At 56.1% G+C, this 20,285-nt stretch carries 24 protein-coding genes; 1 reads left to right on the top strand and 23 read right to left on the bottom strand.

Going from position 1 to position 20,285, the window contains the following annotated elements; translation table 11 throughout:
• Positions 1–84: 84 nt before the first annotated feature.
• On the bottom strand, positions 85–429 hold the full coding sequence (locus AACT07_RS19120) for a Grx4 family monothiol glutaredoxin (protein WP_005353650.1): 345 nt from the start codon (positions 427–429) through the stop codon (positions 85–87).
• 288 nt (positions 430–717) lie between these two features.
• Between AACT07_RS19120 and sodB the strand changes: the two genes are divergently transcribed.
• Complete coding sequence (sodB, locus tag AACT07_RS19115) at positions 718–1,302, top strand: superoxide dismutase [Fe] (protein WP_069529554.1); 585 nt, start codon at positions 718–720, stop codon at positions 1,300–1,302.
• A 112-nt stretch (positions 1,303–1,414) separates the two neighbouring features.
• Here the strand turns inward: sodB and AACT07_RS19110 are convergent, their stop codons facing one another.
• The 22 genes from AACT07_RS19110 to AACT07_RS19005 all read right to left on the bottom strand — a co-directional run bounded on the left by AACT07_RS19110 (position 1,415) and on the right by AACT07_RS19005 (position 20,285).
• Positions 1,415–2,227 carry an MlaA family lipoprotein gene (locus AACT07_RS19110; RefSeq protein WP_069529552.1) on the bottom strand — a complete coding sequence of 271 codons (813 nt, stop codon included), beginning with the start codon at positions 2,225–2,227 and terminating at the stop codon, positions 1,415–1,417.
• An 85-nt stretch (positions 2,228–2,312) separates the two neighbouring features.
• Complete coding sequence (gene ccmI, locus AACT07_RS19105; RefSeq protein ID WP_069529551.1) at positions 2,313–3,581, bottom strand: c-type cytochrome biogenesis protein CcmI; 1,269 nt, start codon at positions 3,579–3,581, stop codon at positions 2,313–2,315.
• Positions 3,578–4,057, bottom strand: coding sequence for a cytochrome c-type biogenesis protein (locus AACT07_RS19100; protein ID WP_019444734.1), 480 nt, complete (start codon positions 4,055–4,057; stop codon positions 3,578–3,580). Before AACT07_RS19100 ends, ccmI begins: the two co-directional genes overlap by 4 nt.
• A gap of 11 nt (positions 4,058–4,068) precedes the next feature.
• Positions 4,069–4,599, bottom strand: a complete 531-nt coding sequence (locus AACT07_RS19095) for a DsbE family thiol:disulfide interchange protein (protein WP_064335794.1) — start codon at positions 4,597–4,599, stop codon at positions 4,069–4,071.
• Positions 4,596–6,551 (bottom strand): heme lyase CcmF/NrfE family subunit, encoded by a 1,956-nt coding sequence (locus AACT07_RS19090; protein ID WP_069529549.1) that lies wholly within the window; start codon positions 6,549–6,551, stop codon positions 4,596–4,598. The genes AACT07_RS19095 and AACT07_RS19090 overlap by 4 nt, the downstream gene beginning before the upstream one ends.
• Positions 6,552–6,633: 82 nt before the next feature.
• On the bottom strand, positions 6,634–7,125 hold the full coding sequence (gene ccmE, locus AACT07_RS19085) for a cytochrome c maturation protein CcmE (protein ID WP_005334685.1): 492 nt from the start codon (positions 7,123–7,125) through the stop codon (positions 6,634–6,636).
• Positions 7,122–7,328, bottom strand: coding sequence for a heme exporter protein CcmD (ccmD, locus tag AACT07_RS19080; RefSeq protein WP_005353657.1), 207 nt, complete (start codon positions 7,326–7,328; stop codon positions 7,122–7,124). The genes ccmE and ccmD overlap by 4 nt, the downstream gene beginning before the upstream one ends.
• Positions 7,329–7,330: 2 nt before the next feature.
• Positions 7,331–8,071, bottom strand: coding sequence for a heme ABC transporter permease (locus AACT07_RS19075; protein WP_043820935.1), 741 nt, complete (start codon positions 8,069–8,071; stop codon positions 7,331–7,333).
• A 170-nt stretch (positions 8,072–8,241) separates the two neighbouring features.
• Positions 8,242–8,910, bottom strand: a complete 669-nt coding sequence (gene ccmB / locus AACT07_RS19070) for a heme exporter protein CcmB (protein ID WP_069529547.1) — start codon at positions 8,908–8,910, stop codon at positions 8,242–8,244.
• Positions 8,911–8,914: 4 nt separating this feature from the next.
• Positions 8,915–9,559 carry a cytochrome c biogenesis heme-transporting ATPase CcmA gene (gene ccmA, locus AACT07_RS19065; RefSeq protein ID WP_064335790.1) on the bottom strand — a complete coding sequence of 215 codons (645 nt, stop codon included), beginning with the start codon at positions 9,557–9,559 and terminating at the stop codon, positions 8,915–8,917.
• Positions 9,560–9,757: 198 nt separating this feature from the next.
• Entirely contained in the window at positions 9,758–10,135 is a 378-nt protein-coding gene (locus tag AACT07_RS19060; protein WP_005334692.1) for a DUF2802 domain-containing protein, read from the bottom strand.
• A 28-nt stretch (positions 10,136–10,163) separates the two neighbouring features.
• Entirely contained in the window at positions 10,164–10,652 is a 489-nt protein-coding gene (locus tag AACT07_RS19055; protein WP_005298836.1) for a chemotaxis protein CheW, read from the bottom strand.
• 69 nt (positions 10,653–10,721) lie between these two features.
• Complete coding sequence (locus tag AACT07_RS19050) at positions 10,722–11,594, bottom strand: chemotaxis protein CheW (protein WP_069529546.1); 873 nt, start codon at positions 11,592–11,594, stop codon at positions 10,722–10,724.
• Positions 11,591–12,385 carry a ParA family protein gene (locus AACT07_RS19045; RefSeq protein WP_005334696.1) on the bottom strand — a complete coding sequence of 265 codons (795 nt, stop codon included), beginning with the start codon at positions 12,383–12,385 and terminating at the stop codon, positions 11,591–11,593. Before AACT07_RS19045 ends, AACT07_RS19050 begins: the two co-directional genes overlap by 4 nt.
• Positions 12,386–12,389: 4 nt before the next feature.
• Positions 12,390–13,310, bottom strand: coding sequence for a flagellar motor protein MotB (locus AACT07_RS19040; RefSeq protein WP_005334698.1), 921 nt, complete (start codon positions 13,308–13,310; stop codon positions 12,390–12,392).
• Positions 13,311–13,312: 2 nt separating this feature from the next.
• Complete coding sequence (locus tag AACT07_RS19035; RefSeq protein ID WP_005334700.1) at positions 13,313–14,050, bottom strand: flagellar motor protein; 738 nt, start codon at positions 14,048–14,050, stop codon at positions 13,313–13,315.
• A 2-nt stretch (positions 14,051–14,052) separates the two neighbouring features.
• Positions 14,053–15,168, bottom strand: coding sequence for a protein-glutamate methylesterase/protein-glutamine glutaminase (locus AACT07_RS19030; RefSeq protein ID WP_069529544.1), 1,116 nt, complete (start codon positions 15,166–15,168; stop codon positions 14,053–14,055).
• Positions 15,169–15,200: 32 nt separating this feature from the next.
• On the bottom strand, positions 15,201–17,438 hold the full coding sequence (locus AACT07_RS19025) for a chemotaxis protein CheA (RefSeq protein ID WP_069529543.1): 2,238 nt from the start codon (positions 17,436–17,438) through the stop codon (positions 15,201–15,203).
• 11 nt (positions 17,439–17,449) lie between these two features.
• A complete protein-coding gene (locus AACT07_RS19020; RefSeq protein WP_005353668.1) occupies positions 17,450–18,190 on the bottom strand; it encodes a protein phosphatase CheZ in 741 nt (246 codons plus the stop codon).
• A 12-nt stretch (positions 18,191–18,202) separates the two neighbouring features.
• Positions 18,203–18,574, bottom strand: a complete 372-nt coding sequence (gene cheY / locus AACT07_RS19015) for a chemotaxis response regulator CheY (RefSeq protein WP_005334709.1) — start codon at positions 18,572–18,574, stop codon at positions 18,203–18,205.
• 123 nt (positions 18,575–18,697) lie between these two features.
• Entirely contained in the window at positions 18,698–19,417 is a 720-nt protein-coding gene (locus tag AACT07_RS19010; RefSeq protein ID WP_019444723.1) for an RNA polymerase sigma factor FliA, read from the bottom strand.
• Entirely contained in the window at positions 19,410–20,285 is an 876-nt protein-coding gene (locus AACT07_RS19005) for a MinD/ParA family protein (RefSeq protein ID WP_013723550.1), read from the bottom strand. The genes AACT07_RS19010 and AACT07_RS19005 overlap by 8 nt, the downstream gene beginning before the upstream one ends.

Here is a 20,285-nt window from a genome sequence, read left to right as displayed (position 1 = left end):
CATATACCCCGCGGGTTGGGACTCAAATTCTCTTAACTGACTGGCATTAGCCTATAAGGCTCCCTCTCGACAACACAGAACCGATTACTCGGCTGCAGCATCATCTTTCTTGTACTTGGCAGCAGTCTCTTTGATCAGAGCCTGCAACTCGCCGGCCTGGAACATCTCGATCATGATGTCACAGCCACCGATCAGCTCACCTTCAACCCACAGTTGGGGGAAGGTCGGCCAGTTGGCGAATTTTGGCAATTCGGCGCGGATATCCGGATTTTGCAGGATATCAACGTAGGCAAACGGCTCGCCGCAGGACATCAGAGCCTGGGAGGCCTGGGCAGAGAAGCCACAGCTGGGTAGCTTGGGGGAGCCCTTCATGTAGATGATGATGGGGTTGTCAGCCAGCTGCTGCTTGATCTTTTCAATAGTTTCCATAGGTGCCTCACTAGAGCGATTTCGGCGGCCATTCTACTGCAATCTTGCCCGAGCACAAACTGACAAAGGGGTGACCCGGCTCGAATTGTGCAAAGAACCCACACAGGATTGATCGCGATCATGGCGCCAATCAAGAGTTGTTAGGCCATCTTTGATACTGCTACAATCCCTTGGCTTTGGGCTACCCAGCCCCATCATTTTAAAAACAACTCTTTTCACATATAGAAAAGAGTACGCAATGTCTTGCAACCGTCGCCTTCGCACGGTCCAGCCAATGGAGAGTAGAAAATGGCATTCGAACTTCCCGCTCTGCCCTATGCAATCAACGCTCTGGAACCGCACATCTCCCAGGAAACTCTGGAATATCACCACGGCAAGCACCACAACACCTACGTGGTCAACCTGAACAATCTGGTGCCGGGTACCGAGTTTGAAGGCAAGTCTCTGGAAGAGATCATCAAGACCTCCAACGGCGGCATCTTCAACAACGCCGCCCAGATCTGGAACCACACCTTCTACTGGCACTGCCTCTCCCCGAATGGCGGTGGCGAGCCGACTGGCGCCCTGGCTGAGGCCATCAACAAGGCATTCGGCTCCTTCGCCGAGTTCAAAGATGCCTTCACCAAATCTGCCATCGGCAACTTCGGTTCCAGCTGGACTTGGCTGGTGAAGAAAGCTGACGGCTCTCTGGCTATCGTCAACACCTCCAACGCTGGCTGCCCGCTGACTGAAGCCGGTACCACCCCGCTGCTGACCGTTGACCTGTGGGAGCACGCCTACTACATCGACTTCCGCAACCTGCGTCCGAAGTACATGGAAACCTTCTGGGCTCTGGTTAACTGGGAATTCGTGGCCAAGAATCTGGCTGTTTAATCAGCCTCGCTTGCCAAAACGCCCCGCACTGCGGGGCGTTTTTTTATCTCGATAGGGCTGCGTAAATGAATAAGGCGCCCGCAGGCGCCTTTTACATATCGAGATGACCCGCTTACTGGTCCAACTCGTCCATGTATTCATCCAGATTGGCATCGTCAGCCTGCTCTTGCTGAGACGCTTTCAGCTCGGTCTGCTTGCCCATCACCTTGCCCTGGTTATATTGCAGGTAGAAGTCCTTGGTCAGCGCATAAGGATCGAGGGAGTTGTCGATGATCCGCTCCTGATCGATCAGCTTGGCACGTGTGCCCAAGCCATCCAGTGCCCAGTGTGCAACCTTCATCGGGAAGGTTAACAGGGCATAGGGGAAGTAGAAGCTGTCAATCGCATCGCCAACCAGCTCCCGGGTGGTAGTCGGGCCGTAGACAGGCACCATGATGTAGGCACCATTACCGATATCGGCCCTGCCCAGCACTGTGTCCATTTCCAGCTTGTTACGCTCGAGGCCGGCATGTTTGGCCACATCAAAGATACCCAGCAGACCGACCGTGGTGTTGAGGGTAAAGCGCCCTAGGTTGGTGCCCGCCCCCTTCAAATCACCGGTGATCAGATGGTTCACCATGCTGCTTGGCTCATCAAAGTTGGCAACAAAGTTGGCAATGCCATCCTTCACCCCTACCGGAATGTAGCGGGCATAGGCATGTACCACAGGACGTGCCACATAGGGCTCCAGCACATCATAGTTGACCGCCCACATGGCCCGGTTGGCCCCCTGGAAGGGATCGCGGGGATCGGCCGCCGTACTGGTGGCACCCGGATTATTCATGCCGGGATTGAGATCCAGACTCTCTGGGCCAGGCTTGGGTGGGCCACCGGCACAGCCAGCCAGCAAGAGGGCTGCCAGTATGGCCCCTGAACGAAGATACATATGATTGTCCTGACGTTTTATTTTGATTTATCAGAAGTATAGATAACCCGGCTCCTATCCAGGAGCCGGGTTATCCAAAGGCATATTAGAGGGCGTGATCGATGCGGATGTCAATCGGAGCAGCAGGGATCTCGGCCGTCTTGACCGGCACGGATACCCCTTCGAAGGCTCCTTCCTTGTTCATCACATTGCCACCGCGCGAGAGACGTGCCTTGAACTGCAGCTCCGGATAGGCCGCCAGTTTGCTGCCTTCCATCATGGCATCGCCATCCCCGAGTGACAGGGTTACAGGCAAGGTTGGCCCTGCGATACGCTTCACGGCGATGGGCATGGGCGGCCCGTTAGGCACCACGGCAAAGACGAAGAGATGGGCATCTTCCGGCATCTGAATGCCCGCCGCCAACGTGACGTGGATGGGGAACTCCCCCTCCTTCACCGCCAGCGGTTTTCTCTCAGCTTCACCCGCGTTGGCTGCGCCTGAATTCGTCACCTCGATGCCGCGCTGTTTAAGCTGCGCGCGGGCATACTCCATGGAGCGCTCGACCATCACGTAACGGGGAGTGCCTTTCTCCATCAGTGGCAACATCGCCTGCCAGCGAGCCAGCGCGGTCTGGAAGTCCTCTTTTTGCAGCGCCATAAAGGCATAGACGGAACGCGCTTCAATATTGTCCGGATCCTGCGCGATAGCAGTCTGCAACAGGGTATCCGCTTGCGCCTCATCCCCCGTCATCATCAGCGCCTGCGCATAGGGCACCGCCACCAGCGATTTCTGGGGGGCAAGCGTGTAGGCCCGCTCCAGCGCCTCGCTGGCCATCTCGGGATCATTGCCATCCAGCGCCAAGCGTCCCAGCAGCAGCCAGCCGCGGTAGTCGTTCGGTTCATCCTTGAGGCGGGTACGCAGTGCCAGCGTGAAATCCAGCAGATCCTGCTCGGTCACCTGGGCATCGCGTTCCACCAGAATGCGGTTGCTCAGCTCGCCAAGACGGCTGCTGGCATCTTGCCAGCGACTCACCTCTTGCCAGGAGCCCAACTTGTAGTAGAGCCCCAGACTCACCACCAACAGCACCAGTACACCCGGGATCCAGGTCAGACTCTTGCCACTGCGGGCAGTCTGCTCCACATCAGGGATATCATCCAAGAGGCTTCGTTGCAGCTCGACCAGCGAGTCGGACTCCTCAGCCAGGACACCCTGCTCGCGCTCTTCGCCAATCTCCAGCAGCCGCTGGCGATAGAGCTGTTTGTTGAGCGCCGAGCGACTGATGCTCTGTTTGCCTTCACCACGCCACAGCGGCACGACGAGCGCCAGACTCACCAGCACCAGCAAGCCCGCAATCACTATCCAAAAAGCGGTCATTGTTTCTCTTCCTCTTTGAGCAGCTCGGCCAGTCGGCGCTGCTCCTCCTCGCTCAGGGCGTTATCCAGTTGTTTTTTCACCGCAGGGGACCGGCGACTGCGCATCACGACCACGGCGCCACCGATCAGGATCACCAGCAGCGGACCAAGCCAGAGGATCAGGGTGGAGGCCATCAGGGGCGGGTTATAGAGGATAAAGTTGCCGTAGCGGGCCACCATGTAATCCACGATCTCCTCTTTATCCTTGCCCTCGCGCACCATCTGGTAGGTCTTGTCGCGCAAGTCCTTGGCCAGCCCCGCATTGGAGTCGGCGATATCCTGGTTCTGGCACTTGGGGCAACGCAGCTCCTTGGTCAGTTCGCGAAAGACCTGCTCCTGATTGTCGTTGTCGAAGGTGTAGACATCGATAGCGGCCATGGCCGGCGCTTGCACCACCCATCCCAGCAACAGCAGCAGGGAAGCAATAAATACTCTCATCAAGACTCCCCTCACTTCATGGCATCAAAGATAGGTTTGAGGGTCGACGCCCAGTTCTCGGGGTTGATATCCCCCACGTGGCGATACCGGATGATCCCCTTGCTGTCGATAAAGAAGGTCTCCGGCGCGCCGTATACCCCGAGATCCAGCCCCAGCATGCCGTCCGGATCATAGAGGTTGACTTGATAGGGGTTGCCCAGCTCAGCCAGCCATTTGATCGCCTTGTCGCGCTCATCCTTGTAGTTCATGCCGATGATGGGAATACCCTGCCCTGCCAGCTGTTTGAGGTAGGTGTGCTCGCCATAGCAGGTGGGACACCAGGTAGCCCAGACGTTGAGCAGCATGGGGCGACCAGTCAGGATACTGCGATCGTGCTGCTTTTTCAGATCGTAAATGTCCTGCAGGGTGAACACCGGCACCTCTTTACCCACCATCACGGACTCAAGCTTGGTGGGATCGGAGTAGAGCCCCTTAAACAGGAACACAGCCCCCAGCAAAAAGACGATAAAGGGGATTAAAAACAACCAGGTCTTTTTGTTCATGCCTTGGCCTCCTCCTCACGACGGCCGAAACGGTAACGCTTGTCCAGCATCGCCAGCACGCCACCAATGGCCATAAAAACGCCGCCGAACCAGATCCAGCGCACGAACGGCTTGTAGTAGATCCGCACCGCCCAGGCACCGTTGTCGAGCTGTTCCCCCAGCGCCGCATAGAGATCGCGGGTGATACCGGCATCGATGGCCGCTTCGGTCATCGGCATCCGGGTCACCTTGTACATCCGCTTCTCGGGCTTGAGCAGGGCGACCTGCTTGCCATTGCGGTGCACTTCCAGCACGCCCTTGAAGCCATCGTAGTTGGGGCCGTTCTTCTCCTTGATCCCGGCAAAGACGAACTCGTAATCGGCAAAGTGCACCCGATCACCCGCCTGCATCCGCAGATCCTTCTCGATGCTGTAGTTCTGGGTGCAGGCGATACCTATGATGCTGACTGCCAGCCCCACATGGCCGAGGATCATGGCCCAGTGGCTGTTGCCAAGCTTGCGCACACCTACTGCAAAGCTGTGCTTGTGGGTCGCTCGCGCCCAGGTCTCCTGCACGCTGGTGACGATGATCCAGACGCCCAGACCAATCCCTACCGCCGCCCACGGCTTGAAGGTTTCGGCCAAGAGCAGCGGCAACAGCAAGGCTGCGGCCAGACTCAGCACCAGTGCCACGACCACCTTGCTTTTGAGTTCCCCCAGCTCCTGACGACGCCAGCGAAACAGCGGGCCAACCCCCAGCAGCAGGGCAAACGGGATGATCAGCCAGCTGTAGATGTGGTTGAAGAAGGGAGTACCGATGGAAATGCTCCCCAGCCCCAGCTCCTTGTGCACCAGCGGCAGCAAGGTACCGAGCAGCACGGTCAGCAGACCTGCAACCAGCATGATGTTGTTGCAAAGCAGCAGGGTCTCGCGGCTCCACAGCTCGTGTTTGCCGTGGCTCTTCACCTGCGAGCCTTTGAAGGCAAACAGCAGCAAGGATGAGCCGATCACCGCCAGCAGGAAGCCGAGAATAAACAGACCGCGGGTCGGATCGGAGGCAAACGCATGGACCGACACCAGCACGCCGGAGCGCACTAGGAAGGTACCCAACAGGCTCAACGAGAAGGCTGACAGGGCCAGCAGCACGGTCCACGCCTTGAAGGTGGCGCGCTTCTCGCTCACCGCCAGCGAGTGCAGCAGAGCGGTACCCGCCAGCCAAGGCATAAACGAGGCGTTTTCTACCGGATCCCAGAACCACCAGCCGCCCCAACCGAGCTCGTAGTAGGCCCACCAAGAGCCGAGCACGATGCCGAGGGTCAGGAATACCCAGGCAGCCATGGTCCAGGGGCGCGACCAGCGAGCCCAGGTCGCATCGAGACGGCCGGTCATCAGCGAAGCAATGGCAAAGGCAAACGCCACCGAGAAACCCACATAACCCATGTAGAGCATCGGCGGATGGAAGATAAGACCCGGATCCTGCAGCAGCGGATTGAGGTCACGACCATCTACCGGGAAATAGGGAAAGGTGCGGGTGAAGGGATCGGAGGTGAACAGCACGAAGGCAGTGAAGCCGACCGAGATCAGCCCCAACACGCCGAGTACCCGCGCGACAGCATCGAGCGGCAGACGGCGACTGAACATGGCCACCGCCGCAGTCCAGCCACCCAGGGTCAGTACCCACAGCAGCAGGGAGCCTTCGTGGGCCCCCCATACCGCCGAGATGCGATAGGCCAGCGGCAGCAGGCTATTGGAGTTAGTGGCCACATACTGCACGGTGAAGTCGTTATCGATAAAGGCCCAGGTCAGGCAGAGAAACGACAGCAGCAGCAACAAAAACTGGGCATAGGCGAGCGGACGGGCCGCCGACATCATGCCAAGACGCCCCCAACTAGCGCCTAGCAGCGGGTAGCTGCCCAGCAGCAGGGCGGTGGCAAAGGCCAGGATCAGCGCAAACTGACCTAATTCCGGGATCATGAAGGCATTCCTTTCAATTGAACGGTGACAACAGCCGCACCACGCACGGCAGGCAAAGCGGAAAAGGCAAACACCACAGGGATCACTGCTTGGCTCCCTTCAACTGCGCCTCGGTATACTCCGGCTTGAAGTGCATACCGTTGGTGGCATCGGCCACTTCCGGCGGCATGTAGTTCTCATCGTGCTTGGCCAACACCTCGAACGCCTCTACGGTCGTGGCATCCTTGAGGGTGCCCTGGGCAACAATCCCCTGCCCTTCACGGAACAGGTCCGGCAGGATGCCGTCAAACTCGACCTTCACCAGATGACCGCCGTTATCCACCAGCTTGAAGGCAACCTTGAGGCTCTGGGGATCCCGCTGCACCGACCCCGGCACGACCAACCCACCGATGCGCAGGCGCTGCCCCTCTTCCGGCTTGATCTTGTCCGGCCCCTTCCCCTCCACCAGCTCGCTCGGGGTATAGAAGAGGTCGATATTCTGACTGAGGGCGTAGAGCACCAGCCCGCTGACGGTCGCCAGACCCAGGGTGATGGCAAGAATGATGGTGAGGCGTTTTTTGCGTCTCGGATTCATAGGGTGTTCTCCATCTGCTGGGCCGCCTTGCGACGGGCCTCACGCGCCTGTTTGCTGCGCAACTCGGCGAGCAGGCTGCGGGTTTTCATGCGGGTAGAAATAATGATGCCGACCAGACACACCAGCGTCAGGCCAAAAGAGAGCCAGACATAGAAGGCGTAACCGCCCATCGCCATAAAATCACTGAAAGAGGCAAAGTGCATGCTTACTTCTCCTGCTCTGCAATCTCTTTGACCCAGGGGCGATGCCACTCCCGCATCAGGAGTTCATTGCGAAAACGCATCAGGGTCAGGGCCCCGAGAAACGTGGCAAACGCCAGGATCATGATCAGCAGCGGCCAGAGCATCTCGGGTGAAATGGAGGGTTTGTCAAATTTGGTGATGGTGGCTCCCTGATGCAGGGTATTCCACCACTCCACCGAGTAGTGAATGATGGGCAGGTTGATCACCCCAACCAGCGCCAGAATGCCGGCCGCACGGCCAGCGACCACCTTGTCGCTGAAGGCGTTGTAGAGAGCAATCACGCCGAGGTAGAGAAACAGCAGGATCAGCTCAGAGGTGAGCCGTGCATCCCACACCCACCAGGTACCCCACATCGGTTTGCCCCAGGCGGCACCGGTAAAGAGGGCAATAAAGGTAAATACAGCGCCAACCGGTGCAATGGCTGCAACCGTCATGTCCGCCATCCGCAGTTGCCACACCAGGCCGATAAAGGCAGCCACCGCCATGGTGGAGTAGGCCCCCATGGAGAGAATGGCGGAAGGCACGTGGATATAGATGATCCGGAACGAATCTCCCTGCTGGTAATCCGCTGGCGCAAACGCGAGGCCCCAGACAGTACCGATCACAAACGAGAGCAGACTAATCACCGCAAACCAGGGCAACAGCGTGCCTGCCAGCTGATAGGCACGCTCCGGTTTGGCATAAGGGTGCAACCATTTCCACATAGCTCACAAAACCTTTTTGTTATTAATCGTTTGGCGAGGCCTACCATACCGACCGCAGGGCAGCATCAAATACCCCGAAAGCAATAAGCGGCACTCTCCTTGATCCATCGCAACATTATTTTTTGCAAAAAGACTCCGTTCGGAGCCAAATCCGGCTCAGCTCACGGCCATCAGTTGAGGCTGACCCGCAACGCCGCCGACACAGCCAGCGGTGTCAGTGTCAAAGCCCCCACCAGCATGGCGGCCAGAATGGCAAGCTGCCCACCATAGGGCAAGCTCATCCCCGCGGCATCGATGGCTGAGGTGGCAAAAATCAGTACCGGAATATAGAGCGGCAGGATCAGCAGACTGAGCAGCACCCCGCCTTTGCGCAATCCCACCGTCAACGCAACCCCGACCGCGCCGAGCAGACTCAATACCGGAGTGCCAAGTGCCAGCGTCGAGACGACAGCCAGATAGGTGTTCATATCCAGCGACAGCAAAATCGCCAGCAAGGGAGAGATCAGCAGCAGCGGCAAGCCGGTCAGCAGCCAGTGAGCGACCACTTTCGCCAGCGCCAGCAAGCCCAGCGGGTGCGGCATCAGCATCATCTGCTCCAGCGCGCCATCGGCAAAGTCGTCGCGAAACAGTCGCTCCAGCGACAGCATGGCCGCCAATAGCGCCGCCACCCAGATGATCCCCGGGGCAATACGGGCCAGCAGTTTGGGCTCAGGGCCAATGCCTAACGGAAACAGGGTGATGACGATGAGGAAAAACCAGAGCGGATTGAGAATATCGGAACGCTGGCGCAGAGCCATCAGCAGTTCACGGTGAATAAGGTGCATAACAGCGCGCAACATGGCGTTACTCCTGCAATGTCGAGGCGAAGGGGATCAACGAGATAGTCTTCAGCCGTCCCTGCATCAGGGTCAGATCCTGATGGGTGGTGAGGATCACCATGCCGCCCCGCTCAGCGTGGGCCAGAAAAAGCTGCTCGAGCACCTTGACCCCCTGCTTGTCGATGGCGGTAAAGGGCTCATCGAGGATCCAGAGTGCCGGTTTCTGTGACAGCCAGAGTCTGGCCAGAGCCACCCGGCGTTGCTGGCCTGCAGAGAGTTGCCCGGTCGGGTTCTCTTCAAATCCGGCCAGCCCAACCCGGGCCAATATCTGCCACAAGTCAGTCTCTGTTTGCTGCGGGTGATGTAACTGCTGGTAGAACTTCAGGTTTTCAAAAGGGGTCAGCGCCGCTTTGACACCGGGCTGATGGCCGAGATAGAGCAGATTGGCATGATACTCATCGCGACAGTGACGAATATTCTCCCCATTCCAGCACACCTCACCGGCAAACGGCTGCGACAGCCCGGTCAACAACCGCAACAGGCTGGTCTTGCCGACCCCGTTGGGCCCTTCAATTTGCACCAGATCGCCGGGCGCAACAGAGAAAGAGAGGTGTTCAAACAGAGTGCGATCTTCACGCACGCAGCTCAGATTGTTAACTTGAAGCAGCATGGGGATTTTTTCAGAGAAAATGAAGCGGTCTGCATCTTAACACAGTATTGGAATACGTCTTTTCAAAGATGCAACAATTGAACTGACTGGCGACCGGGATCACAAAGAAAATGCGGTAGAAACCATCCGCTCAACGCAGCTGAGGGGCAAGCGGCTGCACGCCATAAAATTCAGGAAGGCAATTGCCTTCCTGAATCATCAAGAGCGACCTTTTCGCAACGATATCAAGAGCTCAGCCTCTGCCTTTGGCAACTCGCACTCACTCATGACTTCATCAAGATCGGCGCCCAGTTCGACCATCTTTGCCGCTCGGCTGTAGAGCCTGCGTTCGGGATCCTGCATGGTCAGCTCTTGCTGGCGCTCATTGACCTGCTGCATCGCCCCTTCCACCGACTGCAGACGCTGCCCCATGCCAATGGCACCGGTATGGAGTTCCATCATCTGCTTGCGCAAGCTTTCCAACTGACCTTGCAGGGTTGCCACACTGGCCTCGGACTCCTGCTTGCTGCGCTTGCTCTTGAACCAGATATAAGAGGCAAACGCCAAGGCAATCAGGGACATCCCCAAGGCAACCATCTCGATTATCAAAACATCACCTTACTTATCAGAGGGAACCGATATCTTCCCACTCTTCATCGGAGAGCAGCTTGTTCAAGTCAACTAGGATCAGCAGTTGCCCATCACGGTTGCTCACCCCCTGAATAAACTTGGCGCTCTCTTCAGTACCGACCGCAGGTGCCGCATCGATTTCGGAAGAGCGCAGATAAACCACTTCTGCCACGCTGTCGACCATGATGCCAATCACCTGCTTCTCGGCCTCGATGATCACGATCCTGGAGTTTTCACTCACATCACCGGAAGGCAGACCGAAACGGGAACGGGTATCGATAACAGTCACCACATTGCCACGCAGGTTGATGATCCCCAGCACGTACTCAGGCGCACCCGGCACCGGTGCAATTTCGGTGTAGCGCAACACCTCCTGAACCTGCATCACATTGATGCCGTAGGTTTCGTTTTCCAGTTGGAAGGTTACCCATTGCAGCACTTCATCTTCGGCCAGATTCTGTGCAATATTGCGCTTTTCTGTCATGTTTTTATTCCTTTTATGAAAACGTCTACTGCTAAAACTAGCAATAAAACAGCTCGATTGCAGAAGTTATCAGCGACCTTCTATGTTAACCCCACGCTCCAGCAACAGGAGCAATTCGCGGACGTGTAACAGGGCACACATTTTTTCTTTAACCATGCCCGCCAACCAGGGGCGCTTGCCCTCCTGATGGCGCCATTTCACCTGGTCACGGTGTAACAATTCAGTCCCTTTGAGATGGTGGCAGGCTAATCCCCACGGCGATTCACCAAGCATAATCAGATACTTGTAATCATCCATCTCGAGATGTTGACCCGGCATGACCCACTGGGCAGTATCGACCACATTCATCTTCTGCTCGCGAGAGGTCATGATCCCCTTGTACCAGCCCGGCTGGCCAAACAGGGAGGTGATCTCGCCCAGCTGATGAATACCACCCAGCTCGGTCAACGGGACCGCAAACGTCACACCCGCGACTTCAAAGAAAAGGGCCTGAAACTCTTTGCCAGTATCGATATTTTCCCAGGTAACAGGTTCACTGGCCTCTACCGGAGCAACCTCCAGCGCTGTCTCGGTCAGGATAGTAGTATGGGGCTCCGCAACCTCGGGGAGCAGCACCTCCGCAGGCCACTCAGGCTCCACCGGCAACAGTGACTCCTCCGCCACAATCTCCAGCGGTGCGGTGAGTGTTATCTCCTGGGTGAAGGCGTCATTCTCAAACTGGACTTGTCCCACCTGAGCCAATAGCTCACCAAGTTGGGCAAGCCGTGGATCGCTTTCGAGGTAAGGTGCGGCGACTACCTCGGGGACGCTTTGGGGCTGACGTTGCAACTGTAAAACAGGGGCGGATTGAGCCTCTTCTACCTCATCCAGCACCAGTGGCTCATCGAGCAGCAGGGAATGGAAATAGTCATCCATCGCCCGAACTTGAATGGTATCTCTCATGCCGTCACCTCATGAACCCGTTGCCGCTCAAGGGCATCAAGATGATTGAGCAGCGTTTCATATGCATAGGTTCCACGACTCCCGGGAGAATAGATAGACGGGGGAATATGCAGCAAGCTGGCATCCCGAAACTTGGTATCAATAGGGATCACCGCATTCCACACTGAATCCCCATATTGATCCTTGATCGATTTCAAGGTCATCAAAGAAGCACGGGTGCGCTTGTCAAACATGGTCGGGATCACGGTATAGCGAAACTTGTCACGCTTGGAACGCTGCATGATCTCGAATGTTTTCATCATCCGCTCCAACCCCTTGAGGGCCAGAAATTCGGTCTGGACAGGCACCAGAATGCGATCGCAGGCAGCCAGCGCGTTGACCATCATCACCCCCAGCACTGGCGGGCAATCGATCAGCACGTAATCATATTGATCCTGAATGCGCAGCAGTGCCCGTTTCAGTACCAGTCCCATCCCCTCACGATTGCCCATCACCCGATCAAGGGTCGCCAAGGTAATAGATGCTGGCAGCAAGTTGATATTTTCGAATTTGGTCTTGAGCGTCAGTTTATTGACAAGCTCGGCTGTCGGTTTGACAGCTTGAAACAACTCATAGAGGGTTCCATCCAGGCGATCTGAATCAAAATCAAGATATGCAGTCAGCGAAGCATGGGGGTCGGTATCAATCAACAGCACCCGCTGGCCACGCTGGGCCAGGATCCCCGCAAGCGAGACCACTGTGGTGGTTTTACCCACACCACCTTTCTGGTTGGCAACCGTCCAAACAATCACTGTATCAATCCTGCCTTGTTGTTATGCGTATGCCACCACCGGGCAAGGTGATCACCTTTATCTCTCCTGCATCCACCGCCTGCTGTACAGCAGGAACCGGTTCAGCAACTACCGTCGGTGTTGCAACCACAGGTGCCGGCGGCACCCAGGCAAATTTGGAGATAGCGACCACAACCTTGCGATTCTGCAGTCTGCCCTGCTCGCTGCCGTTGTCAGCAAAAGGGGAAAACTCGCCATATGCCTCGAACGCCAGACGCTGGGGGGCGATCCCATCTGCAATCAAACCATTGAGTACCGCTTCGGCCCGAGCAGCAGAAAGCGCCCAGTTAGAACGATAAATTTCATTATTTATCTGTTGGTTATCGGTATAACCCCGAACCCTTACATAGTTATCGACCGGTTTGAGAATACTTGAAAGAGTATTAATGACCGGTGCAGCGTTTGGTCCCAAAAAGGCACTGCCGCTGCCAAACAACAAGCCGGAACTGAGTTCAACCGTCAGCCAGTTCTCATCTTGCGTCAGTTTGACGATACCGGCATCCACCAGCGAGCCCATGCTCTGTTGCAACTGCATATCGAGTTTTGCAAGTGTCGCGCCATCTTGCAGCACTGGCACACCAGAAATAGGAGCAAGTGAAGGAGAGGGGGATGCTGGGCTTTCCAGCAACGATGGAGAGGCAGATACCGGGTTATCCAGCAGGGAATTACCCTGCCCTTCAAGCAAGCCATTGCCGCCAGACTGCATGACACTGAACGCCTGGCTCATACCATCAATCACCGCGCGATACTTGTCCTTGTTCACCAGCGCAACAGAGTAAAGCACCACGAACAAGGCAAAGATCAGCGTCATATAATCGGCATAGGAGACCAGCCAACGGTCAAGATGCTCGCGACCCTGCAAGTGCAACCGATAGCGCTTGCGCATGGCTACTCTCCTTTCAAATAGGCCCTGAGCCGGCGTTCAACCTGCAAGCCGTTTTCACCATGGGCGATAGCCAGCAGCCCTTCCAGGGTCATCTCCTGAAAGAGTGCATAGTGATAGTGAAATGCACGTAGCCGGTTGGCGATAGGCAGGTAGATGAGGTTGGCAAACCCCACTCCATAGATGGTTGCCACAAATGCCACTGCGATCCCCGCCCCAAGTGCTGACGGGTCTTCGAGATGAAACATGGCCTGGATCAGGCCCAGCACGGCACCGATGATCCCGATGGTCGGACTGTACCCCCCCATGGCTTCAAATACCCTGGCGGCATGTTCATTGCGCTCCTGCTCGATATCGATGTCCGCTTCCAGCAGCATACGGATATCCTCTGTGGAGACCCCATCGACAATCATACCAAGCCCTTGGCGGGTAAAGTTATCCTCCTCCTGCTCGGCCTGGTTTTCAAGGGCAAGCAGCCCTTGCTGGCGCGCAAAGACGGCCCATGACTGCAACCGTTCGGCCTGCGTCGCAAGATCTTGGTGGGGAGGGGTAAAAATCCATAACAGCTGGCGCAACGCCAGCAAGATGTACTTGGCTGGGGTCTGCAACGTGACGGCACCAACGGTACCACCCAGTACGATCAAAAAAGCGGGGCCGTCCACCAGCGTCAAAAGGGAACCGCCATGCCACAGTTGCGCGATGGCAATAGCCCCCAATGCCAGGAGCAGACCGAGCAAGCCCATGATTAGCGCCCCAACTCAACCAGAATACGCTGGGCCACCTTGTCCAGAGGGAGTGATTCGCTGGCAATCCCCGCTTTGGCTACTGCTTGGGGCATACCATATACCACGCAGGAAGCCTCATCCTGAGCCCAGATGGTTGCTCCCTGCTCTTTCAGCAGTCTGGCTCCATCACGGCCATCAGCCCCCATACCGGTCAGCACAATCGCCAATACCTTGTCGGCATAGGTTTTGGCCGCAGAGGCAAAAGTGATGTCCACACAAGGCTTGTAATTGACCTTGTCGTTGCCATCCACAATGCGAATGCGGGCCCCTGCACCACGACCTTCCAGCAGCATCTGTTTGCCACCGGGAGCAAGATAGGCATGCCCTGGTTTAAGCACATCGCCATCTTCCGCTTCCTTGACGCCAATCTGACATAACCCGTTGAGACGGGCAGCAAACGCGGCAGTAAAAGTGGCTGGCATATGCTGGATAAGCAGGATGGGATGGGGAAAATCCCCCGGCAACTTGGTCAGCACATTTTGCAAAGCAACTGGTCCGCCGGTAGAAGTGCCAATCGCCACCAACTGATAACTCTTGCCACTGCGCTTGAATGAGGCACTTGGCACCGTACGTTGCAGGTCAAGCTGACGATCAGGAGTTCTGGGCGCAGTGCTGCCCAGCGGAGCACGAGTAACCGGTTCAGGTGCTTTGGGGCGAGCAGCAGATGTCATCAGGAAGCGCTTGCGGGAGATCTCCTTCACCCGCTGTTGCAACAGTCTGACCGCTTCATCTTTGTCTCTGGCAATGTCCTCAAACTTCTTGGGTAAGAAGTCGAGGGCACCGGCGTCCAGCGCATCCAGCGTAGCCTTGGCCCCTTCATGGGTCAGGGAGGAGAACATCAGAATGGGGGTTGGGCACTTGGCCATGATCTCCCGCACCGCACTGATGCCATCCATCACGGGCATTTCGATGTCCATGGTGATCACATCAGGGCGCAGCGACATCGCCTTGTCCACCGCCTCACGTCCATTCTGGGCCGTATCAATCACCGTCAGCATGGGATCCTGATTGATGATCTCGCTCACCCGACGGCGAAAGAAGCTCGAATCGTCGACAACTAATACCTTGACTGCCATTGTTGTTTTTCTAACTCCTTGGGCCTGAGCTATTAATGTCTACGCGCATATGCTTTGAGCAGACTCGGCACATCCAAAATAAGAGCAATTCCACCATCACTGGTAATGGTCGCCCCGGCCATGCCAGGGGTGCCTTGCAGCAGGTTATCGAGTGGCTTGATCACCACCTCTTCCTGACCAATCAGACTGTCTACCACAAACCCGATTTGCTGAGTGCCAATCTGCACGATCACCACATGTCCGGTATCCTGACGTGAACGCTTGTTGGCGCCACGAATCAACCATTTATGCAGATAGAAGAGCGGTATCGCCTTCTCGCGCACAATGATGGTGAGCTGGCCATCAACCATGTTGGCCTTTTTCAGATCCAGATGGAAAATCTCGTTCACACAACCAAGGGGAAGTGCGAAGGTCTGCTCACCCACTTCCACCATCAGAGTCGGCAGAATGGCTAGCGTCAACGGAACCTTGATTTCGAGACGGGTACCTTTCCCCCAGGTGGAATCGATGTGCACCGACCCATTGAGACTGACAATGCTGGTTTTAACCACATCCATTCCGACACCACGGCCAGAGATATCGGAGATCTCGGCCTTGGTTGAAAAGCCCGGGGCAAAGATCAGGTTATAGGCATCGTTGTCGCTCATGCGAGCGGCAGTATCTGCATCCAGAACACCGCGACTGATTGCGATGGACTTGAGTTTCTCAGGATCCATCCCTGCTCCATCATCCTCGATGCAAAGCAGAATATGGTCACCTTGCTGGGAGGCGCTAAGGGTGATCGTCCCTTGCCGCGGTTTGCCCGCTTTCTCCCGCACATCCGGCATTTCGACCCCGTGATCGCATGAGTTGCGAACAAGGTGAACCAGAGGATCGGCGAGCGCCTCCACCAGGTTTTTATCCAGATCTGTCTCTTCCCCCACCATCACCAGCTCAATCTCTTTCTTAAGGGTTCTGGCCAGATCACGCACCACACGCGGGAAACGACCAAATACCTTCTTGATTGGCTGCATGCGGGTTTTCATGACCGCACCTTGCAGGTCAGCCGTTACCACATCCAGATTGGCAACCGCCTTTGACATCTCTTCATCATTACTGGCAATACCCAGGCTCACCAGCCGGTTACGAACCAGTACTAACTCACCTACCATGTTCATGATGACATCGAGGGTCTTGGTATCCACCCGCACCGTCGTATCACTTTGCACGGCACTGTTTTCTGCTGGCGCAGGCGCAGACTTGGCGGCTGGCGCTGGTGCCTTGGCTGCTTCGGCAGGTTTTGCGGGGGCAGCCGGTGCAGATTTGGCTACAGGAGTGGTCGGTTTGGGCGGAGTCACCGCAGCAGGTGCAGCAGGTGCAGCAGGTGCGGCAGGTGCAGCAGGTGCGGCAGGTGCGGCAGGTGCGGCAGGTGCGGCAGGTGCGGCAGGTGCCATAGTACTCTGAGGCCCTTGGCCACGGCCATGCAATTCATCAAGCAGACGCTCAAACTCATCATCATCGATAAGCTCGTCCACCTCTTTTTGCACCGACTTCAGAGGATTTACCTCTGGCGCCCCCATGTGCTGTCCCTGGCCATGTAGCTGGTCCAGCAAGGCCTCAAACTCATCATCGGTGATATCGCCAGAGCCACCAGCTATCGGGGCTGCTGCAGCCGTCTTGGTCGGAGCCCCACCCACGCCGTGGAGCTCGTCCAGCAGACGTTCAAATTCGTCTGCAGAAATTTCATCGATCGAGCCGCCGCCATTGACAGGAGCAGGCTCGCTGCTGATGGCTGCGGGTTCAACAACTTCTGGAGCAACTTCTTCAACAACTACCGGTGCTGCAGGTTCAGATTCTACAGCCGCTGCCGCACTGGTAGCCGTGCGCAGTTGCTCTTCCCCTTCCGGCTTGCACAACTCATGGAGGTCATGAAGCAAATCATCTGACGCAGGGCTGGGTGCTTCGCGATTTTGAACCTGGGCGAACATGACATTGATGGCATCCAGCGCTTGCAGGATCACATCCATCAGCTCCGCAGTAACGGTTCGCTTGCCATTACGCAAGATATCGAACACGTTTTCCGCACCGTGGCATACATCAACAAGTTCACCGAGCGACAGAAAACCTGCCCCCCCTTTCACGGTATGGAAACCGCGAAAGATGGCATTCAACAGGTTCTTGTCATCGGGCCGCTTTTCCAAGTCGACCAGTTGTTCAGACAACTGTTCCAATATTTCGGATGCTTCGACCAGAAAGTCTTGCAGTATGTCTTCATCAACTTCGAAGGCCATGCGTCACTCCATTAGAATCCCAAGCTAGACAGCAGATCGTCCACATCATCCTGACCATTGACCACATCGGCACGAGCCTCGGGGTTCATGATAGGGCCCTCTGCTTCAATCCCGTTGACAGGAATACTACGAGTTGAATGCTCAGCAGAAGCCTCACCAAACATGGTCAGCATTTCTATTAATTTTGTTTCAACTTCCTGAACAAGCTTGATGACCTTGCGGATCATCTGACCTGTCAAATCCTGAAAATCTTGTGCCATCAGGATTTCTGTCAGCAGTTGCCGTAATTTATCGGCATCAGACTCTGAAGCCTTAATAAAATCATCAAGTTGGTGACATAAGGATTTGAACTGCCCCACGCTCATGTCACGAGACATGAGGGCATTCCAGTTCGGCATCACCAGCTGGATATTGTCATTCAGGCGATCCGCTATCGGCAAACTGGCTTCCACCGCATCCATTGTGCGATTGGCCGCTTTGTCGGTCATATCGATAACGTAGCTCAAGCGTTCCCGAGCATCGGGAATATCATGAGTAGCCAAATCGGGAATACGGGGATCGAGGCGAAATTCTTGAAGTGAATCATGCAGTTGTCGGGTCAGCTGACCTACTTTTTCAAACAGATCGGCTGCGTTGGGGGCACATACTTCGGCAAGCAGTTCATCGGCCAGCTCAAATTCGCCTTGCTCCAGATGAGCAACAAGCATCCTTGCCTGGTCGAGCGAAATCATTGCTCTCGTTTTGGCCATCATCCCTGCAGCTCCTTAGCCAATTCGTTCGAAAATTTTGTCGAGTTTTTCTTTGAGCGTTGCTGCGGTGAAGGGCTTGACGATGTAACCGTTGACGCCAGCTTGGGCGGCTTCAATGATCTGCTCACGTTTGGCTTCAGCGGTTACCATCAGAACCGGCAGATGCTTGAGCTTCTCATCGACACGGATGGCTTTAAGCAGGTCAATACCTTGCATGCCAGGCATGTTCCAGTCGGTAACTACAAACTGAAAATCACCATTTTTCAGCATCGGCAGCGCTGTATTGCCGTCATCCGCCTCATGGGTATTGTTGAATCCCAAGTCGCGCAGCAAGTTCTTGATAATCCGGCGCATCGTTGAAAAATCGTCAACAATGAGGATTTTCATGTTCTTGTCCAAAATTCCCTCCTAAATAGCCACCAGAGTGGCTCACTTACATGATGCTAAAAACGGGTTGTGTCGTGCGGATTATGCCTTAGAGTTTCATCTCAGTGTAGCCAGTACAAACACTTATAGATGCCAATCTCTCAAACGAGCACGCAATCTGTGCATTGCCTGACTGTGGATCTGGCTCACACGCGACTCGCTGACATTCAAAACCTCGCCAATTTCACGCAAATTCAGCTCTTCATCGTAGTAAAGAGAGAGAACCAAAGCTTCTCTCTCTGGTAGACGACCAATTTGCTCGGATAATTGAATCTGAAATCGCTCGGCAGCCAATTCATCGAATCCCGAGCCTGAAGGAGCATCATCGGGGTTACCGATCACATCCTCGCTGACCCCCAGATCCTCGATACCGATAATTTTGCCGCAAGAGACGTCTTGCAGCATCGCATGGTAATCAGCGATGGAGACCCCCATCTCGGCAGCAACCTCGGTATCTCGCGCGTCACGCCCGTGAGTCTGCTCGACATTCTCGATCGCTTCTGCAATAGCCCGACTGTTGCGATGCACAGAGCGGGGTACCCAGTCACCACGCCGGATCTCATCCAGCATGGCGCCACGGATCCGGATCCCGGCATACGTCTCGAAGCTGGCCCCCTTGCTACCGTCAAAGTTGCGGGAGGCTTCAAGCAGCCCAATCATACCTGCCTGGATCAGGTCATCCAGCAAGACACTGCTGGGCAGGCGAGCCAACAAATGCTGGGCAATTCGCTTGACCAGGGGAGCATGACGCTCCACCAGCACGTAGGAATCCTGATGACGCAAGTACGCTTGGGCTTTATTCACGGGAACCTTCCTGTGTTGTGGCCGGTTTCTGCAACAAATTTTCCAGGAAAAACTCCAGATGGCCGCCCGGCTGGTTGGGCACCGGCCAGCTCGCCGCCTTGTTGGCAAGGGCCCGGAACGCCAGTGCGGCCGGCGACTTGGGAAACGCCTCGACAATCAGCTTCTGCTTGCGCACGGCGGCACGCAGATTGGTGTCATAGGGTACACAGGCGACCAGTTCCAGCGAGGTGTCGAGGAAACGATCCGTGACCCGGGTCAGTTTGGCAAAGAGCTCCTGCCCTTCGCGCAGACTGCGCACCATATTGGCCACCACCTTGAAACGAAACACGCCGTGATCCTTGGATAGGATCTTGATGAGGGCGTAGGCATCGGTGATGGAGGTCGGCTCATCACAGACCACCACCATGATGTCCTGAGCGGCACGGGTGAAGCTCAGCACCATGTCGGAGATCCCCGCAGCCGTATCCACCAGCAGGATGTCGACCTGGGTCTTCATTTCGCTGAAGGCACGGATAAGCTCGGCATGCTGCACCGGAGAAAGCTCGACCATGGACTGGGTGCCCGAGGTCGCAGGCACGATCATCATGCCGTAAGGACCTTCGACGATGATGTCGTCGATGGTGCATTCACCCGCCAGCACGTGAGAGAGGTTACGATGAACCCGCAGCCCCAGCATGACGTCGACGTTGGCCAGACCCAAGTCGGCATCCAGCACCATCACCCGCTTGCCTTGGGCGGCCATGGCTCCGGCCACGTTCAGGGTCACGTTGGTCTTGCCCACGCCACCTTTACCACCGGAAACGGCGATTACTTTTACTCGATTGTTTTGACGCATTTTGCGCAGACCACTCGCCTGATCCATATACAT

Source organism: Aeromonas sp. ANP5, from assembly GCF_963870295.1.
GTDB lineage: Bacteria > Pseudomonadota > Gammaproteobacteria > Enterobacterales > Aeromonadaceae > Aeromonas > Aeromonas veronii.
The sequence above is the reverse complement of the archived record's forward strand: the minus strand, read 5'-3'. Positions and strand labels throughout refer to the sequence as shown.